The 25,983-nt window shown below is 42.7% G+C and carries 24 protein-coding genes; 20 read left to right on the top strand and 4 right to left on the bottom strand.

Going from position 1 to position 25,983, the window contains the following annotated elements; translation table 11 throughout:
* The first annotated feature begins 5 nt into the window (after positions 1 to 5).
* From ACMVDV_RS13535 to creD, 18 genes are all read left to right on the top strand, one after another.
* Complete coding sequence (locus tag ACMVDV_RS13535) at positions 6 to 2,273, top strand: hypothetical protein (RefSeq protein WP_416158472.1); 2,268 nt, start codon at positions 6 to 8, stop codon at positions 2,271 to 2,273.
* Between the two features lie 66 nt (positions 2,274 to 2,339).
* Entirely contained in the window at positions 2,340 to 2,717 is a 378-nt protein-coding gene (locus tag ACMVDV_RS13530) for a hypothetical protein (protein ID WP_145236453.1), read from the top strand.
* A complete protein-coding gene (locus tag ACMVDV_RS13525; protein WP_416158471.1) occupies positions 2,717 to 3,223 on the top strand; it encodes a hypothetical protein in 507 nt (168 codons plus the stop codon). The genes ACMVDV_RS13530 and ACMVDV_RS13525 overlap by 1 nt, the downstream gene beginning before the upstream one ends.
* Complete coding sequence (locus tag ACMVDV_RS13520) at positions 3,216 to 3,662, top strand: hypothetical protein (protein WP_416158470.1); 447 nt, start codon at positions 3,216 to 3,218, stop codon at positions 3,660 to 3,662. Before ACMVDV_RS13525 ends, ACMVDV_RS13520 begins: the two co-directional genes overlap by 8 nt.
* A gap of 6 nt (positions 3,663 to 3,668) precedes the next feature.
* Positions 3,669 to 3,815, top strand: a complete 147-nt coding sequence (locus ACMVDV_RS13515) for a hypothetical protein (protein WP_416158469.1) — start codon at positions 3,669 to 3,671, stop codon at positions 3,813 to 3,815.
* Positions 3,808 to 4,722 (top strand): phage tail tube protein, encoded by a 915-nt coding sequence (locus ACMVDV_RS13510; RefSeq protein ID WP_416158468.1) that lies wholly within the window; start codon positions 3,808 to 3,810, stop codon positions 4,720 to 4,722. The genes ACMVDV_RS13515 and ACMVDV_RS13510 overlap by 8 nt, the downstream gene beginning before the upstream one ends.
* Positions 4,723 to 4,758: 36 nt before the next feature.
* On the top strand, positions 4,759 to 5,082 hold the full coding sequence (locus tag ACMVDV_RS13505; protein ID WP_182757792.1) for a hypothetical protein: 324 nt from the start codon (positions 4,759 to 4,761) through the stop codon (positions 5,080 to 5,082).
* A gap of 131 nt (positions 5,083 to 5,213) precedes the next feature.
* Positions 5,214 to 5,420, top strand: a complete 207-nt coding sequence (locus ACMVDV_RS13500) for a hypothetical protein (RefSeq protein ID WP_145236472.1) — start codon at positions 5,214 to 5,216, stop codon at positions 5,418 to 5,420.
* Positions 5,407 to 8,178 (top strand): tape measure protein, encoded by a 2,772-nt coding sequence (locus ACMVDV_RS13495; RefSeq protein ID WP_416158467.1) that lies wholly within the window; start codon positions 5,407 to 5,409, stop codon positions 8,176 to 8,178. Before ACMVDV_RS13500 ends, ACMVDV_RS13495 begins: the two co-directional genes overlap by 14 nt.
* A complete protein-coding gene (locus ACMVDV_RS13490) occupies positions 8,178 to 8,642 on the top strand; it encodes a hypothetical protein (protein WP_416158466.1) in 465 nt (154 codons plus the stop codon). The genes ACMVDV_RS13495 and ACMVDV_RS13490 overlap by 1 nt, the downstream gene beginning before the upstream one ends.
* 1 nt (position 8,643) lies before the next feature.
* A complete protein-coding gene (locus tag ACMVDV_RS13485; RefSeq protein WP_416158465.1) occupies positions 8,644 to 10,689 on the top strand; it encodes a sialate O-acetylesterase in 2,046 nt (681 codons plus the stop codon).
* A 12-nt stretch (positions 10,690 to 10,701) separates the two neighbouring features.
* Positions 10,702 to 11,451 carry a hypothetical protein gene (locus ACMVDV_RS13480; protein WP_416158464.1) on the top strand — a complete coding sequence of 250 codons (750 nt, stop codon included), beginning with the start codon at positions 10,702 to 10,704 and terminating at the stop codon, positions 11,449 to 11,451.
* Positions 11,451 to 11,942 (top strand): DUF1833 family protein, encoded by a 492-nt coding sequence (locus tag ACMVDV_RS13475; RefSeq protein ID WP_416158463.1) that lies wholly within the window; start codon positions 11,451 to 11,453, stop codon positions 11,940 to 11,942. The genes ACMVDV_RS13480 and ACMVDV_RS13475 overlap by 1 nt, the downstream gene beginning before the upstream one ends.
* A 4-nt stretch (positions 11,943 to 11,946) precedes the next feature.
* Positions 11,947 to 12,342 carry a hypothetical protein gene (locus tag ACMVDV_RS13470; RefSeq protein ID WP_416158462.1) on the top strand — a complete coding sequence of 132 codons (396 nt, stop codon included), beginning with the start codon at positions 11,947 to 11,949 and terminating at the stop codon, positions 12,340 to 12,342.
* Positions 12,326 to 14,812, top strand: coding sequence for a host specificity factor TipJ family phage tail protein (locus tag ACMVDV_RS13465; RefSeq protein ID WP_416158461.1), 2,487 nt, complete (start codon positions 12,326 to 12,328; stop codon positions 14,810 to 14,812). The genes ACMVDV_RS13470 and ACMVDV_RS13465 overlap by 17 nt, the downstream gene beginning before the upstream one ends.
* Before the next feature lie 271 nt (positions 14,813 to 15,083).
* The gene (locus tag ACMVDV_RS13460) at positions 15,084 to 15,764 is read left to right on the top strand and encodes a response regulator (protein WP_416158460.1); all 681 of its coding nucleotides are present in this window, start codon (positions 15,084 to 15,086) and stop codon (positions 15,762 to 15,764) included.
* Complete coding sequence (gene creC / locus ACMVDV_RS13455) at positions 15,751 to 17,232, top strand: two-component system sensor histidine kinase CreC (protein ID WP_416158459.1); 1,482 nt, start codon at positions 15,751 to 15,753, stop codon at positions 17,230 to 17,232. The genes ACMVDV_RS13460 and creC overlap by 14 nt, the downstream gene beginning before the upstream one ends.
* A 78-nt stretch (positions 17,233 to 17,310) precedes the next feature.
* Positions 17,311 to 18,606: a cell envelope integrity protein CreD gene (gene creD, locus ACMVDV_RS13450; RefSeq protein ID WP_416158458.1), complete on the top strand. Its 1,296-nt coding sequence runs from the start codon at positions 17,311 to 17,313 to the stop codon at positions 18,604 to 18,606.
* A gap of 43 nt (positions 18,607 to 18,649) precedes the next feature.
* Here the strand turns inward: creD and ACMVDV_RS13445 are convergent, their stop codons facing one another.
* The 4 genes from ACMVDV_RS13445 to ACMVDV_RS13430 form a co-directional block, all read right to left on the bottom strand.
* Complete coding sequence (locus ACMVDV_RS13445; protein ID WP_416158457.1) at positions 18,650 to 19,315, bottom strand: hypothetical protein; 666 nt, start codon at positions 19,313 to 19,315, stop codon at positions 18,650 to 18,652.
* A 373-nt stretch (positions 19,316 to 19,688) separates the two neighbouring features.
* Positions 19,689 to 20,960, bottom strand: a complete 1,272-nt coding sequence (locus ACMVDV_RS13440) for a LysM peptidoglycan-binding domain-containing protein (protein WP_416158456.1) — start codon at positions 20,958 to 20,960, stop codon at positions 19,689 to 19,691.
* A gap of 89 nt (positions 20,961 to 21,049) precedes the next feature.
* Positions 21,050 to 22,366, bottom strand: coding sequence for a sensor histidine kinase (locus ACMVDV_RS13435; protein WP_416158455.1), 1,317 nt, complete (start codon positions 22,364 to 22,366; stop codon positions 21,050 to 21,052).
* Between the two features lie 2 nt (positions 22,367 to 22,368).
* Positions 22,369 to 23,787, bottom strand: a complete 1,419-nt coding sequence (locus ACMVDV_RS13430; protein ID WP_416158454.1) for a sigma-54-dependent transcriptional regulator — start codon at positions 23,785 to 23,787, stop codon at positions 22,369 to 22,371.
* A gap of 226 nt (positions 23,788 to 24,013) precedes the next feature.
* On the opposite strand from ACMVDV_RS13430, the gene ACMVDV_RS13425 reads away from it, so the two are divergent.
* Both ACMVDV_RS13425 and ACMVDV_RS13420 read left to right on the top strand, forming a co-directional pair.
* Complete coding sequence (locus tag ACMVDV_RS13425) at positions 24,014 to 25,267, top strand: efflux RND transporter periplasmic adaptor subunit (RefSeq protein WP_416158453.1); 1,254 nt, start codon at positions 24,014 to 24,016, stop codon at positions 25,265 to 25,267.
* An 11-nt stretch (positions 25,268 to 25,278) separates the two neighbouring features.
* Positions 25,279 to 25,983: an ABC transporter ATP-binding protein gene (locus ACMVDV_RS13420; RefSeq protein ID WP_304181204.1), complete on the top strand. Its 705-nt coding sequence runs from the start codon at positions 25,279 to 25,281 to the stop codon at positions 25,981 to 25,983.

Raw genomic sequence — 25,983 nt, 5'->3', positions numbered from 1 at the left:
AAATTATGTTGACCTTATTACCTGCTGGCATTGGCTTTTTAGGCAACCGCGCGTTTGTTGAGGCTAAAGCATCTGATTACCGTGATGTGATGGACTTAGTGCGCCGTGAGCTTGCAAAAGTGATATTACCTCAAAATTCTCATAGCGAGTGTTGGGTAGATATTACCGCTTTTTACCCTGAGCAAGTGGTGGTTAAAAAAGATGGCCGTTACTGGGCATACGCTTACACAGTGAACGAAGCTAACCAGGTTACGTTTGATGCACCGGTTGAAGTGGTTAAAGAGTTTAAACCAGCGGGTGTTGTAAAGCTGACCGAAGCCTGGTTTGACGAAAACCGTTTTATTGAAGCCAGTAATATTAAGCCAAGTAAGTTTTTAGTAACGCTTATTGAAGTAGGTAAAAGCTTAAATGGTGTGAACTACCCAGCCCACGTTCTACGTGAAGCAGCCCATTTGTTTAACGGTGCCAAGTGTATGGTTAAGTCTGATGACGACCATATTAAAGGCGGCGCTCAACACTTTAACAACCTGATTGGCCAGTTTGCTAATGCCCAGTTTGTTGAAGGGATTGGCGCAGGTAAGCAAGGTGCTCTGCAAGCTGATTTAACCGTGCTTGAAAGCTCAGGTTATGCAACTAAATTGCGCGAAGCCGTTGATAACAACATGCAAGAGCTGTTTGGCTTAAGCATTGATGTAGACGGTAAAGCCACTGGCAAAGGGGCTAACCGCACGGCTAAGCAATTCCTCAAAGTTAATTCCGTCGATTTGATCATGGTACCTGGTGCAGGTGGTCGGATCGTGTCATTTAAAGAAGCTCATAATCAAGGCAATGTCATGAATGAACAATTGTTGCGCCTAATCGAAGCGCTTAAAAAATCGAACCCCGCGTTAGCTGCATCTGTGACAGCTGACGATGATGAAACCGCTATTGTGCAATTAACCGAAGCGCTGGCAAAACACGGTGCGCCCGAGCCTAGTAACGGTGAAGGCTTAACCCTTGCTGATGTGAATAAAGTAATTGTTGCAAGCCAACGTTTAGTTGAAGCAAAGCAAAGCGCGGTGGCGTTAATTAACCAATCGACTTTGCCAGACGCCGCCAAAACACGCTTAACCGAAAGCGTGCAAAGCAAAGACGACGTAACCACTGAAATGGTGAAAGGCTTAATTGATGCTGAAACCAGTTATTTAAAACAGTTTACTGAGTCGGGCAAAGTGAACATGCCGCATGGTGTGCAGTACTCCGATAACCCAAGTGGCATTGAAATGCTCACGGCATTATTTGACCCTGCTAACAAAGACGTTGTGAGCCTTAAAGAAGCTTACATTGACCTGACCGGTGATAAGCATTGTACAGGTAAGTTACGTGATTGTAGCCGCACCCGAATGGTTGAAGCACTTGATACCGATAGCCTGCCAAATGTGCTGGCTGATGTAATTAACCGCCGTGTGGTTGATGTATATGGCAGCCTTGAGAAGTACCAGCTATGGCGCAAAGTATTCCGTATTGGCACTGCAACTGATTTTAAAGATCAGAATGTCACTGAGTGGGGTGGCTATGGCGACTTACAAGAAGTACTTGAAAGCGATGCTTACCCAGAGCTTGCAAAACCTACCGATAGCAACGCGAAATACCGTGTGAGCAAAAAAGGTGGTATTGCAACCATCACCATGGAAATGATTAAAAATGATGACCGCAACATCATTACGCAAATTCCTAACAAGCTGGCACGTGCTGCTGCGCGAACTCTGAGTAAGTTTGCATGGGACTTTTACATTAACAACCGCAATGCACCGGATGCTAAAGCGCTGTTTCATGCTGACCACAACAACCTGTTTAGTGGTGCACTTGACCAAACTGAGCTGATGGCCCACTGGCGCGCGATTATGAATCAGCAAGAGCTTGATACCGGTGAGATGCTAGAAATTGAGCCAGCATTTTTACTGTGCTCGCTGGGTAATGTGGATGCTGCATTTGACTTGTTCCAACGCCTGCAAAACAACGACAAGGCGTTTGCTCAGCAACTAAACCTTGAAATCCTGCGGGTTCCTGGTGCGACTGATCCGAACGATTGGGGCTTAATGACCGACCCAGGCGAGCTGGCTAACTTTGAGATGGGCTTTTTAGATGGCATGGAAAACCCTGAAATCTTTACGCAAGACATGCAGAACGTGGGCACGGTGTTTACGAACGACCAAACCACAATGAAGATCCGCCACATTTATGGTGGCCAATGTACTGACTACCGTGGTGCGACTAAAGCGATAGTTATTTAATTTCCTTGGTGAACTGGTGATGGGATGACACGTTGCGCACGGATGCGCTTTATAAGGGTTTTTATTATGTATGCAACACGATTGCCAAGTTATGTACAAGACGAGCAAGGCATTTTAAGCGCTGAAGAAATCAATAACGCGTATGCCGATATGCTTGCTAAGTACCAAAAAGACACGGGCAATTTAGATATTGCAATTGAACATGTTGATGCCTGTTTAAAACTGGCCGCAGCAAGTTGTATTGATATGTTAGCAACCTATTTTGCTAACAATGATAACAGCACGATTTCAAGCGATAGCGTTGACCACGGCAGCAAAGCCGACAGTTACCGACGCATCGCAAACGGCTACCGCAGCCAGTACAACGCGGTAGTGATCAATGACAATAAAAGCTCTGCGTATGGTAAGCCAGTTGCGTTACCTAAACGCCAACGGTTGCGCTAATGACGGTACGAATTACCGCCCAGGGCTTTGATGCGTTAACTGAGCTTTGGCAACACTCACCGGCGATTGTACAAAATGAGTTGTCGAGCGCGATGAATGAAGCCGTGGCGTATGCACAGCATCAAATTGTAAGCCGTACACCTACGGGAGCCGGTGAAGGTGGCCACTTGGCGGCGAGTATAAACAGTGAGGTGATAATTAACCCCACTGTGCAAATTGGTTATGTGGGTACCAGTAAACTTTACGCTGAAGCGGTGGAGCTTGGCACTAAGCCACACATGCCACCCATTGAGCCATTAGTGACCTGGGTAGAAGCCGTACTGAACTTAGAAGGCTTAGAGGCTGAAAAAGTAGCCACGTTAATAGCACTCAAAATTAACTCTCGCGGTACTGAGGGGCAATTTATGTTTAAAGAAGGCCTAGAGGCCAGTGAACCTTATATTCAAGAGCGTTTTAACCAAGCAATGAAAACGCTGCTGAATACATTGGGAGACGGTAATGCTTGAACAGCTTAGAACGGCCATTGTAGCGGTGTTAAACGGTGCCAACATTGGCACGTTTTACCCTAAAGAGCGTTTTAGTAAAAACATGAACACGCTAAAAGAGATGTATGGCCAAGGTGAAGGCATTGCCGGCGGTTATATACGGCTAAAGCGCCGCAAGCGCCAAAACCCGTACGCTACCCGAACCACTAAAACCTATACGTTTGATGTGGTGTTTTTACAAAGCTTTGTTGATGAAGACAGCAGCCAAGTGGCCTTTGAAGATGCCATTGACGCATTAGATGACGCCTTTGCTGTTGATCCGCTGTTGAGTGATTTGGTTGACGATTTAGACGATGGCGATGACACCGGCCTTATTTTAGATGACCAAACACCGGTGATGTTTTGTGGCGTGTTATGCCACCAGGCGCGAATGCATTTAACCGTGAACGTGAGTAGTTAGGAGAACATGATGAGTAAAACACCCAGCCACGGCGGCAGCTATACCAAAGACGCTGACGGTAAATTAACCCTGGTTGCGCGTACACAGCCGGTTGCCACGGTTAAAAAACCAGTTACTAAACCCGTAAAAGCAAAGGGGAAAGACAATGATTAAGTGGAGCCAAACCAGCCTTTTAGCCGCAATAGAAGCGACCTATGGCACGTTGCCAGCGGTGCTAAATGCGATGCTAACTAAAGATATTGAAGTACGCCCGCTGGAAGGCGAAGAGGTTGAACGTGGTTTAAATACGCCGTATTTGGGCGCTGAAGAAACCATGTTTACCAACGAATATGCGGGAATAAGTTTTAAGGTTGAGCTTGTTGGTTCGGGCACGTTGGGCTTAGCGCCAGCGTGGGGGCCACTTATGCGCGCCTGTGGTATGGCTGAGGTGATTGTGGCTGATACCAGTGTTGAGTACACGCCTGTTTCTGATGCGGTTGAATCGGTGGCGATGCACTTTCAGCTTGGCCGAAATAAGCACACGCTCTTGGGCGCGCAAGGCAGCTATACCATTGAGCTTGAAAAAGGTATTCCTTATTTGTCGTTCGATTTTAAAGGGCTTTATGTACCACCCAGTGATAACGCATTGCCTGCTGCTGACTTTAGTGCATGGCCTAAACCAATTCCGCTCGGTCCTGGGCGTACTACTGACTTTTTATTGCATGGCTTTGAGGTTGTGCCGTCAAAACTGAGTATTGATAGCGGTAACGAAGTGGAGTTTGACCCAACGCTTACTACGGCAAAAATTGAATTTTTAGACCGTGCTATGTCTGGCTCTGTGAATATTGCTGCGCCTAACATTGCTGATATCGACTTTTTTAGCCGTGCTCTTAACTCGCAAACGGGCAACTTACAAATTAAGCACGGCCCTGCAGGTGGCCACCGCGTAACAATTAGCTGCCCTAAAGTGCAAGTAAAACAGCCTAAGTATGTTGAGCGCACTAAAAAAGCAGAGATTGAGATGGCACTGGCTATTTTACCAAGCGCCGGCAATGACGAGTTTAGCTTGCTACTCGATTAATTCTTTTTAAACCAACTTAAACACCAGGAGAAAACAATGGCTTTTTCAATAGTGACCATGCAGAACCTAGAAGTTAAACAGCCTGTTAAATTTACTTTTGACGGTGATACTCATGAGTTTACAGGCAAGTTCAAGCTGCTTGATGACAACAGTAATGAGCAGCTTGCCAATGGCGGCGACCATGATTTTATTAAAAAGATTTTGGTGGGCTGGGGTGATGACTTTGTAGGCGAAGACGATAAGCCATTGCCATTTAATGCGGAGAACTTGGCTGCGTGTTTAAAAATTAGTTGGTGGCGCACCGCTGTGATTGACGCTTATTTTGTTGCGGTTGCCACGGCCGGAAGAAAAAACTACTAGAGGCTGCACGCTATTGGGTAGCCGATGAACACCCAGATACAACTCATTTAATAGATGTATTAACTCAGCAAAACGCACCAAAGCATGTAATTGACCAAGTTAAAGCGCTCGATCTAGACAAAGAATTCAATGTGTTTAGGTGCAATGCGCTGGCCCTTACTGCGTTTTTAACGGTGTCAACACAATGGCAAGGAGACGGAAACGGCATTAGTTACAGCAATGCCGCCGTGGCATGGAAGCTGGCTGGGTTAGAGATTACGCCTGATACGTTTGCAAAGTTTCAGGTATTAGAAGTTGAAGCAATCAACGCAGCACGAGAGCAACATGAGCCGATATAATTTGAGTTTAAAAGTACTGTACGATGGCCGAGCAATCAGCCAGGGTACGCGTACTAATGCAAACGATATACGCTCGTTACAGCAACAAGCGCAGCAGCAAGTTGCGCAAAATCGTGCGTTAGCCACCAGTAATAACAGCGTAGCGCAAAGCTATAGCGGTTTAGCTACGGCCGTTGGTGGCTTTATGGCACTTAATTTTGCACAGCAACAAGTGCAAAACATTGGCCAAATTCAATTACTCAATGCCCGCTTACAAGGGCTTACTTCATCAAGCCAAGAATATGCCCAAGTGCAAAATTACTTGATAGCAACAAGTAATAAGCACAGCAAAGTGTATTCAGCAATGGCTGATAGCTACACCAAACTACTTGCATTAAGACGATCTGGCATTGTCACTGACACAGAAAGCAAACAATTGCTTGAAGGTATGAGTAATGTAGCCAGTCAGTTAGGTGCAACAACAACTCAATTGTCGCAAAGCTTATTTGGTATGGCGCAAGGCTTTACAGCTGGCACTTTACGCGCTGAAGAACTTAACCAAGTAACAGAACCTTTACCTGGTTTATTACAGAGCTTAGATAAAGCGGCTGGCTTAGTGTCTGGTGGTTTTAGGCAAATGGTTGTCGACGGAAAGATTAGCAGCCAATTCTTTAAAGAAACCTTGATCAAGGCATTCACAGATTATGAAGGGGCTGCTGAGCGTATTGCTACGACAATCCCAGCGGCACTTAACCGCACAGAAACCGCCTATGAGCAATTAATTAACCGTATTGAACAGCCTGTAAGTATCGCGCTAGTGCCAGCAATTGATGCAGCAACTAGTGTACTAAATGAGTTGACCACTAACCAAGAACTACTTGAAGACATAACCACTGCCGCCACAGCCCTTGCCATTGTATTGGGTGGGCGTTTAGCAACGAGCCTTACTGTTAGCGCTGCTGGGTTTGCGAAAAGCACCATTGCCAAAGCACGGCTAGCCCAAGAAACCGTTAAGTTGACTGCAGCAGAGCTTGCTGCAGCGCAGGCTAACTTACACAGTGTGCAAACAACTGTTAATTTAACGGGTGCGAGTAACATTTTAGCACCCGCTAAAGCGCGGTTAACTGCGGCTACGGTTGCTCATACCGCGGCTGTTCGTGGTTCTAATGTTGCGATGCGTGCGCTCGGTGGCACCATGAGTTTGCTCGGTGGGCCAGCTGGTTTGATCATGCTTGCAGCGTGGGGTATTTATGAATTTGCGAGCAGCTCTGATGATGCCACTGAATCAGTTAACAAGCTAAAAGAAGCCAGCAAGGATTTAAACCCGTATGCAAACCTAACGGGCAAACAAGCACAGGGCTTATTGTTATTAGCGCAAGGGCGTTTACAAGGGGCCATTCAATTAGCGGATGAGGCCCGCCAGCGTTTTAATAATCCGTTTTTAAAAGGCAAGTTTGATGACGTAACTGCGGCTGAACAGCGTGTTAAAGATTTAAAAAATGAAATTGTTGCGCTGCAATCTGTAGTGGGCAAGCCTGCAGGCAAAGCGCCTGAGAAAGGCCAAGACCCAAAAGAATTAGCTAACTTTCAAAAAGCGAATGCTAATTACCAGCAACGCTTGGCACTGCTTGGTAAAAATACCGAGCTTGAAAAAGTTAATTATGAAATAGCCAGCGGCAAATATGCCAGCTTACTTCCTGCGCAGCAGCAGGAATTACAGAATATTGCGAAGTTAATCGACCAAAAAAATAAACAGGCAGACTCTGAAAAAGACTTTAGCCAGCTTGAAACTGATTTACTGACTGAAGAAGGGCGAATTCGTCGGTCATACACGCGCCGTATTGATATAGCACGCACAGCGCTTGATGAGCAAGGCAAAGACAGCACCCGTTATGCTGAAATTGAGCTGCAACTACGCCAACAACGTGATGCTGCCCTTGATAAGTTAGCAACTGATAAAGCAGCACGCGATGCACAGCGCCAAAATGAATTACGCCAGCTTGAAGACCAAACCCGCCGCGACCGCTACGAAACTGAAATAGCCGAATTACAGGGCTTTCATAGTCGTTTGGAAGCCGAAGAAGCCGCACACGAAGACCGTAAACGCCAAGTGCAACTTAGATACGCTGGCAACTATGGCCAAGTAGTACAGCAATTTGTTGATTTAGACCGTGCCAGCGGTAATGACCGCGTTGCGATTGGTTTAGATATTGGTGAGAACTTAGCTGGGCAAGCCGCAAAACATAGTAAAAAAGCGTTTAAAGTTCAACAAACATTGAACATTGCTAAAGCATTAATGAGCACGTATACCGCTGCAGCAGCTGCATTAGAGCTAGGGCCAATTGCTGGGCCAATTGCGGCTGGTGTTATTACTGGCCTTGGTATGTTGCAAGTTAAATCAATAGCTTCACAAAAACCGCCAGGCTACCAATACGGTGGTTATACAAACGGCAATAAACTCATTGAAATTGGTGAGCGCAATACCCCTGAGCTGCTTGAGCTGGGCGGTAAAAACTATATTGCGGGCGGTAATGGTGGCCGTGTGTTCAACCCAAGCCAATTACCTACTGCTAAACAAACACCAGGCGCAGGTGGTAACACAGTTGTAAATGTAACTGTGCAACTAATAGAAGATGCCAGCCGCAGCGGCCAAGTAGAGCAAGAACGCACCAACGACAGTGAATTTGTTATTAAAGCCTTTGTGGCCGATATCCGCCAAGGCGGCGATGCGGCAGGTGTGCTTAGCACAACATTTGGCTTACAGCGTACAGGAACTTAATGATGGTTAATTACCCGTTGTCGCTGCCTTTACCGCGCTTAAAAGAAGTGTCTTACAAGCGACAGTCAAACATATTAAGAACAGAAATGAGCAGCGGCCGTGCCCGCCAGCGCCGCAGGTTTTTAAGCGTGCCAACATTTATGGAAGCCACATGGCGCTTGAGAAAAGACGAAGCCACCGTGTTTGAAGGTTTTATTGATCACGGTGTGAATTTAATTGAATGGTTTTTGATGGACATTTTAACGCCACGCGGTGTTGTTAAGCACCGCGTGCGATTTGTTAAAGACCCACTAGAGAATTTTAAGCCAATCAGCGCATTGGTATGGCAATACCAAGCACAGGTTGAGGTTAAAGAATATAAAGCAGCGAGTGAGGAAGAGGCGGTAATACGCTTGTTGGAACCAAGGTCGTTAGAAGATTTTGTTAATGGGCTGAGTGCGGCTCTTAATTTGTATGAGGCTTAAAATGTCAGGTTATTTTCAATTAGTAGCAAGGCTTGAAGAATATACTCAAGCATTAAGTCAGATACTAGCTGGCGATGAGAATACATCAGTCAGTATCGATGGTGAACAGAACTCATCTATTAAAAAAGCCATAGCAGATCAATTTTTGGCATTGAAATCCATGGCAAATGGTCGCGTAGCATTTGAAACGGTTGCACAGATGTATGCTGATTTAAATCACTCAGCAAATACACTTGCTGAAGTTTGGAATGACGCTGAAAATAATAATGGACTATATGGAAAGCTAGGCAGCGCGGGCAGTGGTTCATGGCAAAAATCTCCATATGACAACATAGAGCAATTTAATCAAAGTTTAAATAATATACAAACATCATTAGCTGAATTTGAGCCCTCGATTGCAAAAGTTGCGACTATTGAACCCAGCGTAAATGAGCTAAAGAGCTTTAATCAGCATATCGTTGAGCCTTCTATCAAAGCGGGATTAAAGCGCTTTATAGGTGATAAAAATAAACTAGTACCTTTGATTGTTGATGAGCAAAATAAAGTTTTGCTCGGTGTCGATGCTGAAAGTGCTGACTTGATAGCGTCTGGAATTGATAGCTATAAATATCGTGATTCATTGGTTACACCAATCGTTGTTGATCAACAAGGAAAAGCGGCAATAGCAGTAGAAAAACAATCGGGCAGAACGATAATGGATTTGCATGATAAGTCGTTATCGCCAGCGTTAAACAGATTTGGTTTATATAAACGAGATATCAAGGGAGTTGCATTTGCTATTGCAGACAAAGATGGAAAAATTGCATTTGCGATTGACGATGACGGCGAGCAAATTCGAGTAAACTTTGAGAAATGCGCTCCAATAGAAAGCAAAACCAGCACTGATGTAGAAATAAATCATATCGTATTTTATGGTCAAAGTTTATCGCTAGGTGCGGCTGGACAACCCGCAATTAGTTTAGAACAGCCATATAGCAACTTAACATTTGAAGGCGGACCGCGATCAGATTTTGATGAGTTATTATCGTTGAAACCACTTGTAGAAGACAATCTTCGTGCTCCGGATGGAGGTGCTAACAGAGGCGAGACAATTTGCAGTGGCGCTGCAAACTATATAACTGAGTTGCTGCAAATTGAAAATGGCATGTATCCAGACACACATAATTACAGCATGTTGTGCAGTACCGCCGGGCATGGCGGTTATCGTATCGATCAACTAGAAAAAGGCAGCGAATGGTACCCGCTGCTAGTTGCTCATGCGACAGCAGGATTTAACTTATCTCAAGCAGATAATAAAACGTATGCAGTTCAAGCGCTTGGTTGGGTTCAAGGTGAGGCGGACCAAAGCACAGGTAGTAAAACTTTCCAAAGTTATTTTGATGCGTTAGTTAAATTACAAAGCGACTTTGAAACTGATGCCATTGCAATTACTGGGCAAGTTAGTCCTATCCCGTTAATTACATATCAATTAGCGACATATGTCAGTAGAGGTACATTTAACGTTACATTAGCGCAGTTAGCTGCGTCTGAACAAAGTGAAAATATCATTCTTGCGGCACCAACATATCAACTCATTTACAGTGATGGTGTTCACTTGAATAACATTGGCTACAAGTGGCTTGGTCATTATTTTGCAAAAGCATATAAGCGACAAGTATATGAAGGCCGTCCATGGAAACCACTTAGCCCATTAAAAATGCAGGTTCAAAATAAATTAGTATTGATTGATTTTCATGTGCCCGTACCGCCGCTTGTTATTGACACTGACACGCTACCTGAAACTACCGATTTTGGTTTCACGGTATATGAAAACGATATACAAATCGGCATTGACTCTGTTGATGTTGTTTCATGCAATCAAGTCAAGTTAACACTTTCTCAAAGCGTTATTAATCCAGTCGTACGATATGGTTTAGACAATATTGCACCCGGCTTAAATCACACTGATGGTGGTTCGGGAAATTTACGAGATAGTGACAAATTAAATTGGTCGTATGGCGGTAAAGATTATCCGCTTTACAACTGGTGTGTAATGTTCGAAAAATAGCGAGAAAATATTATGAGCGTTTTATTAAGATTGGATGGGGTTAGTTTTACTAACTCAAATTTACCTACGTTAAATGATGCTGATCTAGTGGATGCAAATTTCATTGACGTAGAGCGAGGTGCGGTTGGACACTGGTTATTAGGTGGTGGGTTATATTCATTTAATGATATGACAGCTCAAAAACACTTATTAATGCCTATATCAAATGTACCCCCAATAAGTGATAACTTTATAACTGTATCAAAAGATCACTCGCTAGATACAGGTATCGAATTAGGTGCTGGTTCTCAAGTTACTATTATTTGTGTGTTTAAAAATAAAATTTCTAACGTTTTGCCCGTTACGACGATGCCTGAGCAAATAAACGATGATGGTACAGGCATCTCATTATTCACGACTACAAACGGTGGCACACTTGCTTTTAGTGGACGATCTCTAACTAACAGCTCTCAAGTAGCGCTGGATGGTCTGCCCTTAGGTGATGTTTTTACGGCGGTATCGGTAGGTAATGATAAAGTTATTTTACATTCACCACAAATCGACAACCCAACCGAAGGGAATATCAAAGAGGTTTCGAAACCGAATGTTAATGCTATATCTAATAACCCCATCGCCATAGGCTCGTACTATTACCAAGGCGCGTTTGGTACTGTAGACGTATCAGAAGTTATCATTTTTGATAAAGCGCTCACAGCATCAGAAATCAGTAATGTTTATGCGAGATCTAAAACACGGTTAGCTAAACGTGGTGTTTTAATCTGATGAGCCAAGTACTCCAACGCATCTACGCCAGCGCCACAACGAACGACTTGCCGATACATACATTGGAACTACAAGCCGATTCGTTTTGGGTTATCAGACTCTGTAATGGGTTTGATAATGTTAATGCTGGTATTGAGGGTGGCGAGAATGTAATTTTTGAAGCAAGTGGCATGGGAGTTTCGCTCCCATCTCGCGCTGTAAAAGGCCGCCAAGATTTACAGTTTCAGCTTGATAATGTATCGGGCGAAGCACTGGAAAAAGTTGATGCAGCTAAAGATGCTGGCGATAAAATTAAAGTGATTTATCGGGTTTATACCGCGAGTGACTTAACTGAACCTGCCGAGCCACCCGTAGAAATGACCGCTGTTAGTGTACAAGCCACTGCAATGCGGGTGAATGTGGTTGCATCATTTAATGACTTGGTTAACAGAGCATGGCCAAGAGACCGCTATACGCCAGATACTGCTCCTGGCTTAAAGTATTTTAGTTAATCCCATGAAACATATTAATGATTACCTGAGTGTACCGTATGTCGATGGTGGTCGAGATATGACTGGGCTTGATTGTTGGGGCCAGCCACGTCTTGTGCTTCACAACGTATACGGAAAACCTTTATTTAAGTCGTTTGGCCATGTTAGTCCTGATGATAAAAACAACCTCACTAACTCATACAGACAAATAGTTGATCAATTTAAACCTTGCTCAGCTAAAGAGCAGGCTATTGCGTGTGGTTTTAGAGGGGGAAACTTAATACATATGGGGTTATGTGTATTTACTGATGGCCAACTACAAATACTGCATACATCACGCAAAAAAGGGCCATCTATTATAAAAGTATCTGATTTCTACAAGCTATTTTTTGAGGTTAAATTTTATGCGTACACAGGTTGAAATTAAGATTTACCCAAACAAGCTTGACGATAGTTTGTATGAGCCATGCACTGGTCTAGTTGGTCAAACAGTAAACTCATGGTTAGATGCAAACGTGCCAGCATATGCAGAGCTAGAGCAGCCTCTATTTAGTGTAAATATAAATAGCAGACATGTACTTCCTAGTGAATGGGATACTTACACGTTTAAGCACAATGACGACATAAAATTTGTTGTTGAATCGAAAGACCCAGCAACAATTGCGTATGCGGTTATTGCTGTTATTGCCATCGGTGTTGCTATCTATGCGACTAACCAAATACCTGATAATTATAATTCGACTGTGCCTGATGGCAGCAGTATTTATGATGTTAATACGCAAGGTAATAAGCCTCGCTTAATGGGGGTTATTCCAGAGATAGCTGGTCGGCATTTAATCTTTCCCGATTACCTTACTATGCCACGGCGTGAGTACATTAATAACGAGCAATGGCTTTATCTTATGTTATGTGTAGGCAAGGGTGAGTATGAAATTTTAGATGATGAAGTGTTTATTGGTAATACACCTGTCACCGGTAAACCTAATGATGTTGATTATCAAATTTTTGGCCCAGGTGAAGACGTTACGGTTCATGAAGCGCATCGCAATGTTTATACCTCCAGTGAAGTAGGTTCAACCGCAGGAAGTACAGGTATAGAATTAAAAGGCCGTGTAACGAATACTGGTGGTTTGAATAGTCGATATATATGGTCATTTGAAGGAAACAAGCTGGTGGTTCATCGTGAAGAGTATGAGCCTGAGCTTGGCACTATAAAATATAAAACAACGCCTCCTTTTGCAGTTGGTGAAACACTTAAAATAGAAGGTACGTTAAGTGCTCAAAATGATGGGTATTTTGAGTTACTGGATGCTAGTAAATCAGGCAGTGAAGTTAATAAAGTCGATGGTCAGAACCAGGATGATCCTACGTGGAGTTCGTTTGTCACTGAGATTAATTCAAACGCCAATGTATTAGTTGAAGGCGGTGGCGGTGATGGGCAGTTTAATGGGCCATTTTTTGCGTGTCCTGCGGGTGAAAAAACGCAGAAAATATGGGTTGATTTTACATTGCCTCAGGGTCTGGGCGAGCTAGATGATGATGGTAATTTTCTAAGTCGTTCAGTGACGATAAGAATAGAATATCGTGATGAAGGCGCGCAAGAGTGGTCTTTTGTTGAGGAAACATACAGTAATTCAACTAACGATCAACTGGGCAGAACCTTTCCTATCGAGCTACCCACTAAAATTAGACCTGAAGTGCGTATTAAGCGTGTTACTGCTGCTAACGATGATACGCGTATTAAAGATGAAATTTACTGGACGTCTTTAAAAGCTGAACTTGATAGCGCAACTAGCTATGAAGGTATGACAACAATTGCAGTTAAAATTCGTGGTACCAATGCACTTGCTGGCTCTGCAGAGAATAAGTTTAATTTAATTGGTACTCGTATTTTGCCTGTATATGAAAATGGTGCATGGAGCGCGCCTAGGCCTACTACCGACATTGCACCATTCTTTACTCATGTTATTAAAAGCTCAGGCCATAGCGATAGTAAGATTGGCTTAGAGGAAATTAATACATTACACCCCGTTTGGCACAATCGAGGTGATGAGTTTAATGCTGTTTTTGATAGTGGTAGCACGATGTTTGAAGTATTAAAGCGTGTGCTAGCCGTTGGTTTTGCAGAGCCAACAATTGATTATGGCCGTGTAATTCCAGTGCGTGATCAACAGCGCACTATATTCCAGCATATGTACCAACCAGATAACTATATCGGACTTTTAGAGCGCACCATTACATTGATAGATGATGATGAACATGACGGCGTTGAAGTTGAGTACTTCTCACCAATTACATGGAAGTCAGAAACAATCTTGTGTTTACTCCCTGGTGACTTAGGTGTTAACCCTGAGAAGGTAAGAGCGTTTGGTATTACTAGCAGGGATAAAGCATATCAATTTGGCATGCGTAAGCGCCGAGCTCGCCGCTATCGCCGTACAAGCTTTAGCTTTAAAACAGAGATGGATGCATTAAACTCGCGTTACTTAGATTACTGCGCATTAGCAGATGACATACCAGGATATGAACAGACAGGACGGGTTGAATATATAGTAGGGCGGTCTGTGTATGTTGACGCTATATTAAAGTGGCAAAGCGGACAATCGCACATATTAGCGCTGAGAAAGCCTGACGGTACTTTATCTGGCCCTTACACTGCGACTATCGGTTCATCAAGCAATGAAGTTATAATTGATAGTGACATAGACTTTGCACCAGTGTTTGATGGTTCAATGGAACCACCTTTATATATGTTCGGGATTACAAACAAGTGGTGTAATGCTGTGCTGATAAGGGATATCAAACCATCGTCGGTTGATAAGGTTAATGTTACTGCAGAACTGTACGACGATAGAGTTTATCTTGACGATAATAGTTTAGCGCCTACTTAACATAATAAAACTAGTAACCAATCATCAGGCAAAAACAAAGCAGCTTAACGGCTGCTTTTACTTTCATATACTCAAATAAGCTTTAAAATACTGCAAGGTTTAGTTTTCGCAGTTTTCGCGATTTTCTATAGCGAATTTTCGCGGCTTGCATCAGGCTAGGTCGCTAGGAACTAGGATAGGCCATGTAGTGGTATCTAGCAATTGACTACATGCTTGCTAACTGTAACTATTAAAAGCTGTTAACTCAGTTTGTAAAATGGAATAGTTGCGTATGTCTAGCAGTCGGGTTGTGATCATTGAAGATGAAAAAGCGATCGCTGATACACTGATCCACACTCTAGAAATAGATGGTTTTGCTGTGCAGTGGTTTGCTACAGCGGGTGAGGGGCTTGAGTATATTAAAAACAATATGCCTGCCCTGCTGATTTTGGATGTTGGTTTACCAGATGCCAATGGTTTTGAGTTGTGCAAACAGATAAGAGAGTTCTCAGCGGTTCCAATTATTTTTCTTACTGCCCGAAATGATGAAATTGATCGGGTGGTGGGATTAGAAATAGGCGCCGATGATTATGTTACTAAGCCATTTAGCCCACGAGAAGTGCTTGCACGGGTTAAACTTAGAATTAGACATAGCGAAGCTGCGATTAAAGAATCTATTTCCTCTGAACAAGCCTCAGGGCTTTATGCTGAAAATTTCGATTATTATTTCCAAAACCAAGCACTGGCTCTTACAGCATTAGAATTTAAACTGCTGGATAAGTTAATTAGCCATCCTCGCCAAGTATTCTCCCGCGAGCAATTATTGTTGTCGGCGCAAAATCACCAAGATGCTATTTATGCCCGTAACGTTGATAGCCACATAAAGGCTATTCGTAATAAATTACGCGCGGTATCGGCTCCAGAATGTATTCATACTAAACGTGGTTTTGGTTATTACTATGAATCCAGCTAAGGAAGTAACTACGGTATTTGCTCGTCTTAAAAGATGGCCTAAGATCCCGCTTGGATTGAGGCTGTTTTTACTCTACTTTGTGTTAGTGATTTTAACCGCTTACTTAGTTAGCTCGACAGTAATGAGAGAGATCAAACCAACGGTACGCCAAGCAAGTGAAGAAACACTGGTCGACATGGCTAACATGCTGGCTGTGATGGCGAGTAACCCGATGGTTAAAGGAGATATCGCACAGAGCGCTTTTGCTAAGCAAATCAACTTTTATGGTTTACGTGATCCTGATGCTGCTATTTGGGGAATTGAAAAAAAATCAGTTAATCACCGAGTTTATATAACCGATCAACAAGGGATTGTGGTGCTGGATTCATGGCAGCAAGATGTTGGCAATGATTTTTCTAAATGGAATGACGTTTATCTCACTTTGCGTGGTGAGTACGGGGCACGTTCAACTGCATTAGACCCAAATGATCCGCTATCAACCGTCATGCATGTTGCTGCACCAATCATGTATAACGATGAGATCATTGGCAGTGTCACGGTTGCTAAAGCGAACCGCTCGGTACAGCCCTTTATTGATATTTCTAAGTATCGGGTATTAACCTGGTTAGCGTTAATGAGTGTACTCGCGCTCATTATTGGTGCTTTAATCGCGTGGCGGATAAATACCGCGCTATATAAGCTTGCTGACTACGCTGCTAAAATGGGCCGCGGTGAAAAAACCAGTAAACCCACCTTTAGAGTTTTTTATGAATATAGCTTACTGAGTGATGCGCTTGAAAATATGCGGCGTCAGCTTGATGGTAAGCGTTACGTAGAAAACTATGTGCAAACTCTAACACATGAGTTAAAAAGCCCATTGTCAGCGATCAAAGGGGCTAGTGAAATACTACAAACCCCTACCACGGTAGATAAACAACAATTATTTGCTCAGAATATTGAAACCGAAGCTACGCGAATGCAGCAATTGATTGATAAGTTGTTAGCTCTAACAAAGCTTGAGCAACTTCCAGAGCTTGAACAACGGCAATTAATTGATTTACCAGCTTTATTGGCGCAGATAAAGGCCTCTTGTATCAGCAGGCTAATGACCAAACAGGTAGAGTTAAGCGTTGCCTGTGATAACAAAGTCGCTTTTGTGGGGGATCAATTTTTAATACAGCAAGCTTTGTACAATTTGTTTGAAAACGCGCTGGATTTTGTAGATGAACAGGGCAAAATTAATATTACCGTCACGCAAACCGCAGGCGAGCTTTGTATTAACGTCGAGAACACTGGCCCGAATATACCTGATTATGCTTTAGAGAGAGTAACCGAACGCTTTTATTCGCTTGCCAGAAGTAACGGACAAAAAAGTACCGGCCTTGGGCTTAATTTTGTAGAACAAGTGGTTAAGTTGCATAAAGGAAAGTTAGACATCCATAATACCCCGCAGGGCGTATCCGTTAAGCTGTTTTTACCAACTCCATAAAGACTCCACATAAGCACCATTTAAAATCCACTTTTGTCGATTACTCTAGTTCCTATATTAAATAGGGAGTAAATAACAATGAAGCAAAAACTGGAAACAAAATTGGTAATTATCATAGGCCTAATTGTACTGTTATTAGTGCCTATTTTTATGATCCAAAACCTAATAGATGAACGTGCAGAACTACAGCAACAAGTGCAAGCTGATATTGCTAAAAGTAGCAGCGGCGAGCAACAAGTCATTGGGCCGTTTATTCAAGTACAATTTATAGAAACTCATACCGTGGAAGGCAACACCACTGAACAGTTAAGAACGCTGTTGTTGCTACCTGAAACCTTAACAATAAACAGTGAATTATCTTCTTTTGAAAAATACCGAGGTATTTATAAGGCGTTACTCTATCGCTCCGCGAATCACTTTGCAGGCCAATTTAATACCGAGGCTTTAAATGAATTAGCCGATAAAAAGATAAAGCAGGTGCATATGGTGATGGCGATTAAAGATATTCGCGGTATTGGTCAAGGTAGTAGTATGCGTATAAATAACCAAGAATATGCGTTGCAACCTGGCACTAAGCTGGCGCAATTGCCTGAAGGCGTTAATACTGAGCTTGATTTTAGTGCTTTGCTTGAGCAACAAACATTGGATTATCAAATTGATTTAAATCTACAAGGAATGCGAAAACTAGCTATTGCTCCTATCGGTAAAGAGACCAGTCTTAACATGCAAGCAGATTGGCCACATCCAAGTTTCGTTGGCGATTATTTACCTATTGACTCAAGTATTTCAGAACAAGGCTTTACTGCCAACTGGCAAACAAACTACTTTGCTACCAACTTAAAAGAGCTGTTTCAGCATTGTGTTTTTCAAAATCAGTGCGAACAATTTAAGCAACGTAGCATGGGAGTTAATCTTGTTGATGGTGTTGATCATTACTTAAAAAGCTATCGCGCCAGTAACTACGCAATTTTAGTGCTGATATTGGTATTTGCCAGCTTCTTTTTACTCGAAGTGCTACGCAGCGAACCCGTTCATCCGGTGCAATATGGCTTTGTCGGTTTAGCATTGGCAGTTTTTTACTTATTGTTGATATCACTTGGAGAACACCTAGGTTTTAACCTTGCTTACTTACTATCAGCATTAGCTTCTTCATTATTACTAAGTATTTATGTGGCCGGTATGTTGAAAAACACTAAGCATGGAGGGTTATTTCTGAGCGGCATACTGTTTTTATACAGCTTACTGTACGGGCTATTAAGTGCAGAAGATTACGCATTGTTGATGGGCAGTTTACTGGTGTTTGTAGTGCTGAGTTTGATTATGATGCTGACCAGACAAGTTAATTGGTATCGTGGTAAAGCTGAGGAAGAATAAAATTCCAAATAAGGGTGAGACAGTAACGTCCACCCTTTTTATATTAATCGTTTAGTGCGCAATGTTCTACCTCGCTAACTGTACCGCGGCCATCACTGATATAGCATTGTTCAAGCAGTGAACAATAGCAGATTGATGTTGAAATTTTAAAGCGTTGCTTATCTACAGTTTGCCATTGTGTGTCATTAAAGCTGGTTCTTTTAAAGCTGAGTAAGCTAATGCTGGCGCCAGCGGCTAATAGCCTATTTTGACTTTCACTGGTAAATAGCCAACCAAATTGTTCGAAAAAGTTTATCTTGGGCGACTTTTCTTGTAGTTCTAGAAGCTGTTTTTCATAGGCATATACATCGAAGCAGCAATCTTTTATAAGCGAGTAAATGTCTACGTACGACTGGTCATTATGAAAATACTTTACATATTTAATGATAGCAGGGCCTGAGCCTGAGTTTGTTATTTCAAGGGCTATTTCAGGTGCTTTTTCTTGGTTATTGAAATTACCAGATATCACTTCTAACCAGGGCCAAGTTGCGGCTTTTACCTGTCGCTCGGCGGCACTTGCTTGTAAGTAGGTGGCATAAAATGATGCGGCTGAAATGACAATAGCACACAGTGCTAGAAGTAAATTGAGACGTTCGTTAGTGAACCAAGCTTGCGGTTTACTGCTGGTTGTAGGCACCGGCAGTGCCTGTTGTGAGTTTTGATCATCCATATCGTTTAGTTTTTATTTTTATGAGTGTAATTAATTATTATACCCAAACCACCTCCAGATGCGAGTTTCAGTTGGAATTAAAAGCGATTTAGGCAAGGCATTGATTGCAAATCATAGTGGTTCTATTGTTAAAATCAATAACGCAGTATAAATCGCTTTTAAGCCAACCCATTGGGCGCTTCACAGGAACTTACTCTCATCGTTGTTCCTTCTTAAAAGGGATGGCCATTCTTGCAAAGTAACGCCTTGATATTAAGCCCCTGTGAAACGCTGAATTCTGCATCTTTAGGTGGCTTGGGTATATAAGGTATGTGTTTGATAAAGTGTAGATAAAATTGCGAGTAGCAAGCTACTCGCAAACATTCTCTTATAGTTAACTATTTGATAAAAATACGGTTAGCTTCTCGCCTACTTTTAAGCGGTCGCCTGAAAGGCTGTTCCATTGCTTTAGCTTAGTGATGCTGACTTTGTAATGGTTGGCTATTTTCCATAAGCTTTCGCCAGATTTTACCTTGTGCTCTATTTGTGTATCGGCTAACTGCGGCAGCAGCAACTTTTGGCCAATACGTATGGTACTACTTTTTAAATTATTGAATGCTTTAAGCTGACTCACACTTACTTTGTAGCGCTTTGCTATAACACTCAAACTATCGCCACGTTTAACAGTGTAATGCTGCCATTGGCTATAATCGTTGCTTTTTTGATTGGCGATCATATTTTCAAATTGCTTTTGCTCACTGGCAGGAACGACGAGATGTGGCGCATCAATAATTGCTGGGAAGCGAATAACCCCGTAGTTTAAAGACTCTAACTGTTGCCATTGGGCTTTATTATCTAAAATAACTGAGCCAGAAATGGCCACTTTGGCTATCGCATCTTTATTTGCGATTGCAGGGAATGCCATCTTTTGGTTTTTTAATAATTGCGCAGCAGCAAGTAGCTTTGGTACATATTGACTGGTTTGTTTAGGTAATTTTAAACTAAAAAAGTCAGTGGGTTTGCCTTGCTTTTTATTGTTGCTGATCGCTCTAAGTACACGCCCTTCACCTAAGTTATAGGCCGCTATAGCGTGATACCAATCACCATCAAAACGTTGGTATAAGTACTCCATAAAATCCAGAGCAGCACGGGTACTGTCGATCACATCTTGGCGACCATCGTACCAAGGGCTAATTTTTACCTTAAAATACTTAGCTATTGAAGGGGTTAATTGCCAAAGCCCTGATGCATGCTTGTGCGAATAGGCACTGGCATCAAAGTCGCTTTCAATCAGCGGCATTAAGGCTAATTCTATCGGTAAGTCCCGTTTTTCAACCTCATTGACAATATAGTAAAGGTAAGGCTCAGCACGGCGACTTATTTCGTCCATGTAATTTGGGTGTGATAAATACCAAGCTATGCGTTGTTGCACATCAGGGTGGCTAGAATTGGCAAATGTTAGCTGCGCTCGAATACGTTGCCACACATCATTAAGTTCTTTAGCATTTAACGGTGCTATTTGCTCAATGGGTTCGCTTGGTTTACTAACAATAGTGGTAGTTTCAGGCTTAATGGCAGGTTGTGAAGATGGCTGTTCGGGTGTGGTTTCACAACCGGATAAAATAACAATCAATGGCAAAATGCGGATAAATCGATTTAAAGACACGTACTAAACTACTCCGAAAAAATGAATGCGGCTAACCTAAAGCAAGTTAGCTTAACATAAGGTGAGTTAAAAATTAGCGGTGGCTGAATTTAACCAAACACACATCTAAAGCAGGCGCCTTGTGCTTTGGCTAGATAGACTAAGTCACCGCCGTGGTTTAGCATTATTTGCCTTGATAGGCTCAAGCCAATGCCAGAGCCTTGCTGTTTGGTGGTAAAAAATGGCACGAAGATCATATCTACCACATGTTCGCTAATGCCTGGGCCGTTGTCGCTAATTTCTATATAGAGTTGTTGGCTGGCGTTTTGTGCCAAGCTGAGTTTGATGTTTGGCTGAGCGGGGCGTTGCGGGTTATATTTTTTGTTGCTGCTTAACACTTCGAGGGCATTTTTTATCAGGTTTACTAATACTTGCTCTATTTGAGTACTATCTAACATTACCAATTGTTGGCTTTGAATTGTCAGTTCTATATTTATTTGTAGCTCGCGTGCCTGTTGTTGATGCAAGGTGATAATACGCGCTAACAAATCTGCTAAATTATTGGGCGCTAAATTGGGTTTAGGTAAGCTGCTAACTTGGCGAAAACGGGCAATAAAGTCGCCTAAATGTGCTGTTCTTGATGCTAACGTGTTTAGTGCAAGCTGTAAGTCTTGTTTATCTTCACTATCAATAAAACACAATTCTTGTGGCAGTAAGGTGGTGCACGTATTCGCTAACGATGAAAGCGGGGTAATTGAGTTGGCAATTTCGTGAGTCAGCACTTTAGTTAAGCGCTTATAAGCTTGTTGTTCTTTGAGTTGTAATTGGTCATGAATTGATTGAATGCTTACTACACGGCGCACTTTACCTTGTATTTCGGCGATACTGAGTTGAATAGAGAGGGTGTCGTGCTGCTCGCCGGTTTGCCAATAGGTGGTGCTGCGAATATTATGACTGGCGTTTAAAATGAGCTCGCCAACAGCGCCTAATTCTTGTAAATGCTGGAAGCTTTTACCCAGTAGTTTGCTGACTGCTGGGTTTGATTCGATCACTTTGCCGTTGTCGTCACACACCATGACGGCTAAATCAACATGAATAAGCAGTGCTTGTAAAAATTGCGCTTGTTGCTCGGCATTAAAGCGTGCCGTTTGCATTTGCGTTTTTACTTGCTCAAATTGTTGGCGCATTGGGTGTTGTTGGCCAAGCCCTAAGGTACTGTCGCCATTGGCTAAAGCGCGGATCACCATTTCGGCTTGTTTTTGTTGGCGTTTAAATAGGGTGAAAATATGTGCTATCAAGGCCGCAGAGACTAATATAACTAACAGTGAGGTTGCTGAAAAGCTGCTGTTTTGTAATAAGTAACTCAGTAATACGCTAGCACTAACAAGCGCTATTATATTAATCGTTAATAATAAATTAGCCCGCATGGTTACAGTCCATATTTTTCAAGGCGGCGGTACATAGCGCCACGGGTTAAACCAAGCGCTTTGGCTGCATGGCTAACATTCCCCTGATGATGCTTAAGGGCTGCACGTACAGTACGTTGTTCGAGTATTTCTAAATCAAAGGTATCGTATTCAGCCTCACTGTTTAGCATCTTTGTGCTTTGGCTATTGTTGTCAGCGCTAAGCGCTGCTGTGTTACCAACCACTGAGCTTATATCTAGCCTGTCTCCTTCAGTTAAAATAACCGCACGCTCAATAGCATGAGCAAGCTCGCGGACATTGCCCGGCCACGAATAATGGCAAAGTGCGTTCATATCATGATCGCTAATGGTTAAGTCGCGTTTATATTTTTGTGCAAAGTGCTTTAGATAGTAATTAGCTAATAATGGAATGTCATCACTGCGTTCACGCAATGCGGGTAGGCGAATTTCAACGGTGTTGATCCGGTATAGTAAATCTTGACGAAAGCGCCCCTCGGCGACAGCTTGATCAAGGTTGTCGTTGGTGGCACAAATAAGGCGAATATCTATATCAACTGCTTTGCTGCCGCCAACTGGTGTTATTTGCCTATTTTGTAATGCGGCAAGTAATTTAGCTTGGTGTTCAAGTGGTAAATTACCGAGTTCATCTAAAAATAAGCTGCCGCCTTGGGCAAGTTCAAACTTACCAATGCGATCGCTTTTAGCATCGGTAAACGCGCCTTTTTTATGGCCGAATAACTCACTTTCAAATAAATTCTGTGCCACGGCGCCCATGTCCAAGCTCATAAAGGTTTGGCTATGGCGCATACTTGCCTGATGAATGGCATGGGCGGTGAGCTCTTTACCTGTGCCGCTTTCGCCGGTTATCAATATATTGGCATCAGTTTGCGCGGCTTTTTCAATGGTGGTGAATACCTGCTGCATAGCGGTACTTCGGCCTAAAAATTCAAAGTTGGGTGTGTTTAAGGCTTGGTTTAACCCTTGCTTTTGGCGAGTTAATTTACCGACTTGTTGTTTATCTTTAGCGTGTGAAAACGCGGCTGCAACGGCGCCAAGTAACTGCTCGTTTTGCCAAGGTTTAGCAATAAAATCAGATGCGCCCGCTTTAATCGCATCCACTGCAAGTTGAATGTCGCCGTAGGCAGTCATCAACAAAACCACGATATTAGTGTCTTGCTCGATGATTTTTTTTAACCAATAAAAGCCTTCTTTGCCGCTGATGGAGTCTTGGGTAAAGTTCATGTCGAGTAAGATCACCTCAATTGGCTGATCAGCTTTGCGTTGCTCGTTAATGATGCCTGCAATATCAAATGGGTTGTCAGTGGTTTTAACGCTTTGATAATGCTGTTTTAGCAATAACCGTGCGGCGATGAGAATATCGGGGTTGTCATCAACAATTAACAGCGAGCCTGAGTGTTTCATGATTGTTATTTTTATAGAGTTTTATTTAGCCTAAAACAAAAAGGGGACAGTGTCCATAAATGGACGCTGATAAAATAACAAAGTGTTCTATAAGCGGACACTATCAATATTTAAATAGTTAAAAATAAATTTAACCTATTGAATTTGTTTGTTAAATAAAGTTGGCACAACGTTTGTAATAACTATCGGTAATTAGTTTATTAAACCTGTATCAAGGTAGCCAAACATGGACAAAAAAATACAACGCTCATTTACTCAAAAGTACTTAAAAAAATTCACTTTTGCAGCACTAGCTCTAGGTGTTGCGGCGGCTGCCTATGGCTTTACGCAAACCAGCGATACAGGTCGTAGCCAGAATATCGATCGTAGCAGTTTAACTGTTAGCACGGTAACGCAAGGTGCATTTAAAGACGCCTTGAGTTTACGCGGTCAAGTAGTGCCAAAAACCAGTATTTACCTTGATACCATCGCCGGTGGCCAAGTTGAGGAGCGCTTAGTAGAGCAAGGCGAATATGTTGAGAAAGGCCAACCTTTGGTACGCTTAAGCAACACTAACTTGCAACTGGATGTAATGAGCCGCGAAGCACAAGTAACTGAGCAGCTTAACTTTTTACGTAATACGCAAATGACCATGGAAACTAGCCGGTTAAACTTACGCCGCGACTTATTAGAAATCGAATTAAAAATTACCCACTTAACCCGCCGTTTAAAGCAAACTAAACCGTTAGTTAAAAGTGGCGTATTAGCGCAGGAGCAACTTGCAGAGCTGGAAGAGGATTTAAATTATTACCAAGCCCGTAAAGAGCTCACCCTTGAACGCCAAAAGCAAGAAAACTCAATCCGTGAGGTGCAAGTCGCACAGCTTGCCGACAGCGCTAAAATGCTGGAAAAGAATCTGCAGTTTGCGCGTCGAAATCTCGATAACTTATTAATCAAAGCGCCGGTATCTGGTTATTTAAGTGAGCTTGATGTTGAAATTGGTGAATCTAAAAACAGTGGCGCGCGATTAGGCCAAATAGATATTCCAAATGAATATAAATTAGTGGTACGCCTTGATGAGTTTTATTTAAACCAAGTACAGCGTGACATGAGCGTGATGATTGAACTTGAAAGCGGCATGATAAACGCCAAGGTGAGCAAAATTGATAGCCGCGTACAGCAGTCGCAATTTCAAATTGAAGTGGATTTACCGAGTAACACCAAAAGCATTAAGCGCGGCCAAAGTATTGATATTGAGTTAATGCTGGGTGGCGACAAAAACAATGCCTTACTGCTTAAACGTGGCGCCTTTTTTACCAACTCGGGCGGTAACTGGGTTTATGTTATTGAACAAGGCGGTAATAAAGCGCTGCGCCGTGATATTCGCTTAGGCAAAAAGAATCAACACTATTTTGAAGTGCTCGAAGGGCTAAACGCAGGGGATCAAGTGATTACCTCTAGCTACAGCAACTTTGATAAAGCACAGCAACTACAATTTTAAGGAAAATAACAATGATCAAACTAACTAATTTAAGTCGTGTATTTCGTACTCAAGATGTTGAAACTACAGCGCTAAGCAATATTAACTTAACCGTAAACGAAGGTGATTTTTTAGCGATTATGGGGCCCTCTGGCTGTGGTAAGTCAACCTTGTTGTCTATTTTAGGCATGTTGGATTCGCCAAGTGCAGGAAGCTTTGATTTTGCGGGTACTGATATCGCAGGGTACAGCGAAAAGCAATTGTCAGAGCTTCGTAAAGCATCAATCGGTTTTGTATTTCAAAGCTTTAATTTGATTGATGAACTAACCGTATATGAAAACGTAGAGCTGCCATTACAGTATCAAAAAATATCAAAAAGCGAGAGAAAACAACGTGTTGAAGCCATTTTAAAGCGCGTAGGTATTGACCACCGCGCCGAGCACTTACCACAGCAGCTGTCGGGTGGTCAGCAGCAACGGGTAGCCGTGGCGCGTGCATTAGTGATTAATCCTAAACTCATTTTAGCCGATGAACCAACCGGTAACCTCGACTCTAAAAATGGCGATGAAGTCATGGCGATGCTGCGCGAGTTAAACCGCGAAGGTACCACGGTTATTATGGTGACTCACTCAGAGAAAGAAGGCGCATATGCTGACCGTTTAGTACGCTTACTCGACGGCCAAGTGATGCTTGACAAAGCGAATGTTGTGCAGCAAAGCGCTGCTGAGGTTGCTTAA

Source organism: Pseudoalteromonas sp. ASV78, from assembly GCF_047806705.1.
GTDB classification, from domain to species: domain Bacteria; phylum Pseudomonadota; class Gammaproteobacteria; order Enterobacterales; family Alteromonadaceae; genus Pseudoalteromonas; species Pseudoalteromonas prydzensis_A.
Note: the sequence above shows the minus strand (reverse complement) of the source record. Positions and strands in the feature narration are given on the sequence as shown.

Excerpts from the sequence above, each read along its gene's own strand:
- ACMVDV_RS13535 (WP_416158472.1), top strand. The coding sequence starts at position 6 with ATGTTGACCTTATTACCTGCTGGCATTGGCTTTTTAGGCAACCGCGCG.
- ACMVDV_RS13530 (WP_145236453.1), top strand. The coding sequence starts at position 2,340 with ATGTATGCAACACGATTGCCAAGTTATGTACAAGACGAGCAAGGCATT.
- ACMVDV_RS13525 (WP_416158471.1), top strand. The coding sequence starts at position 2,717 with ATGACGGTACGAATTACCGCCCAGGGCTTTGATGCGTTAACTGAGCTT.
- ACMVDV_RS13520 (WP_416158470.1), top strand. The coding sequence starts at position 3,216 with ATGCTTGAACAGCTTAGAACGGCCATTGTAGCGGTGTTAAACGGTGCC.
- ACMVDV_RS13515 (WP_416158469.1), top strand. The coding sequence starts at position 3,669 with ATGATGAGTAAAACACCCAGCCACGGCGGCAGCTATACCAAAGACGCT.
- ACMVDV_RS13510 (WP_416158468.1), top strand. The coding sequence starts at position 3,808 with ATGATTAAGTGGAGCCAAACCAGCCTTTTAGCCGCAATAGAAGCGACC.
- ACMVDV_RS13505 (WP_182757792.1), top strand. The coding sequence starts at position 4,759 with ATGGCTTTTTCAATAGTGACCATGCAGAACCTAGAAGTTAAACAGCCT.
- ACMVDV_RS13495 (WP_416158467.1), top strand. The coding sequence starts at position 5,407 with ATGAGCCGATATAATTTGAGTTTAAAAGTACTGTACGATGGCCGAGCA.
- ACMVDV_RS13490 (WP_416158466.1), top strand. The coding sequence starts at position 8,178 with ATGATGGTTAATTACCCGTTGTCGCTGCCTTTACCGCGCTTAAAAGAA.
- ACMVDV_RS13485 (WP_416158465.1), top strand. The coding sequence starts at position 8,644 with ATGTCAGGTTATTTTCAATTAGTAGCAAGGCTTGAAGAATATACTCAA.
- ACMVDV_RS13480 (WP_416158464.1), top strand. The coding sequence starts at position 10,702 with ATGAGCGTTTTATTAAGATTGGATGGGGTTAGTTTTACTAACTCAAAT.
- ACMVDV_RS13475 (WP_416158463.1), top strand. The coding sequence starts at position 11,451 with ATGAGCCAAGTACTCCAACGCATCTACGCCAGCGCCACAACGAACGAC.
- ACMVDV_RS13470 (WP_416158462.1), top strand. The coding sequence starts at position 11,947 with ATGAAACATATTAATGATTACCTGAGTGTACCGTATGTCGATGGTGGT.
- ACMVDV_RS13465 (WP_416158461.1), top strand. The coding sequence starts at position 12,326 with ATGCGTACACAGGTTGAAATTAAGATTTACCCAAACAAGCTTGACGAT.
- ACMVDV_RS13460 (WP_416158460.1), top strand. The coding sequence starts at position 15,084 with ATGTCTAGCAGTCGGGTTGTGATCATTGAAGATGAAAAAGCGATCGCT.
- creC (WP_416158459.1), top strand. The coding sequence starts at position 15,751 with ATGAATCCAGCTAAGGAAGTAACTACGGTATTTGCTCGTCTTAAAAGA.
- creD (WP_416158458.1), top strand. The coding sequence starts at position 17,311 with ATGAAGCAAAAACTGGAAACAAAATTGGTAATTATCATAGGCCTAATT.
- ACMVDV_RS13445 (WP_416158457.1), bottom strand. The coding sequence starts at position 19,315 with ATGGATGATCAAAACTCACAACAGGCACTGCCGGTGCCTACAACCAGC.
- ACMVDV_RS13435 (WP_416158455.1), bottom strand. The coding sequence starts at position 22,366 with ATGCGGGCTAATTTATTATTAACGATTAATATAATAGCGCTTGTTAGT.
- ACMVDV_RS13430 (WP_416158454.1), bottom strand. The coding sequence starts at position 23,787 with ATGAAACACTCAGGCTCGCTGTTAATTGTTGATGACAACCCCGATATT.
- ACMVDV_RS13425 (WP_416158453.1), top strand. The coding sequence starts at position 24,014 with ATGGACAAAAAAATACAACGCTCATTTACTCAAAAGTACTTAAAAAAA.
- ACMVDV_RS13420 (WP_304181204.1), top strand. The coding sequence starts at position 25,279 with ATGATCAAACTAACTAATTTAAGTCGTGTATTTCGTACTCAAGATGTT.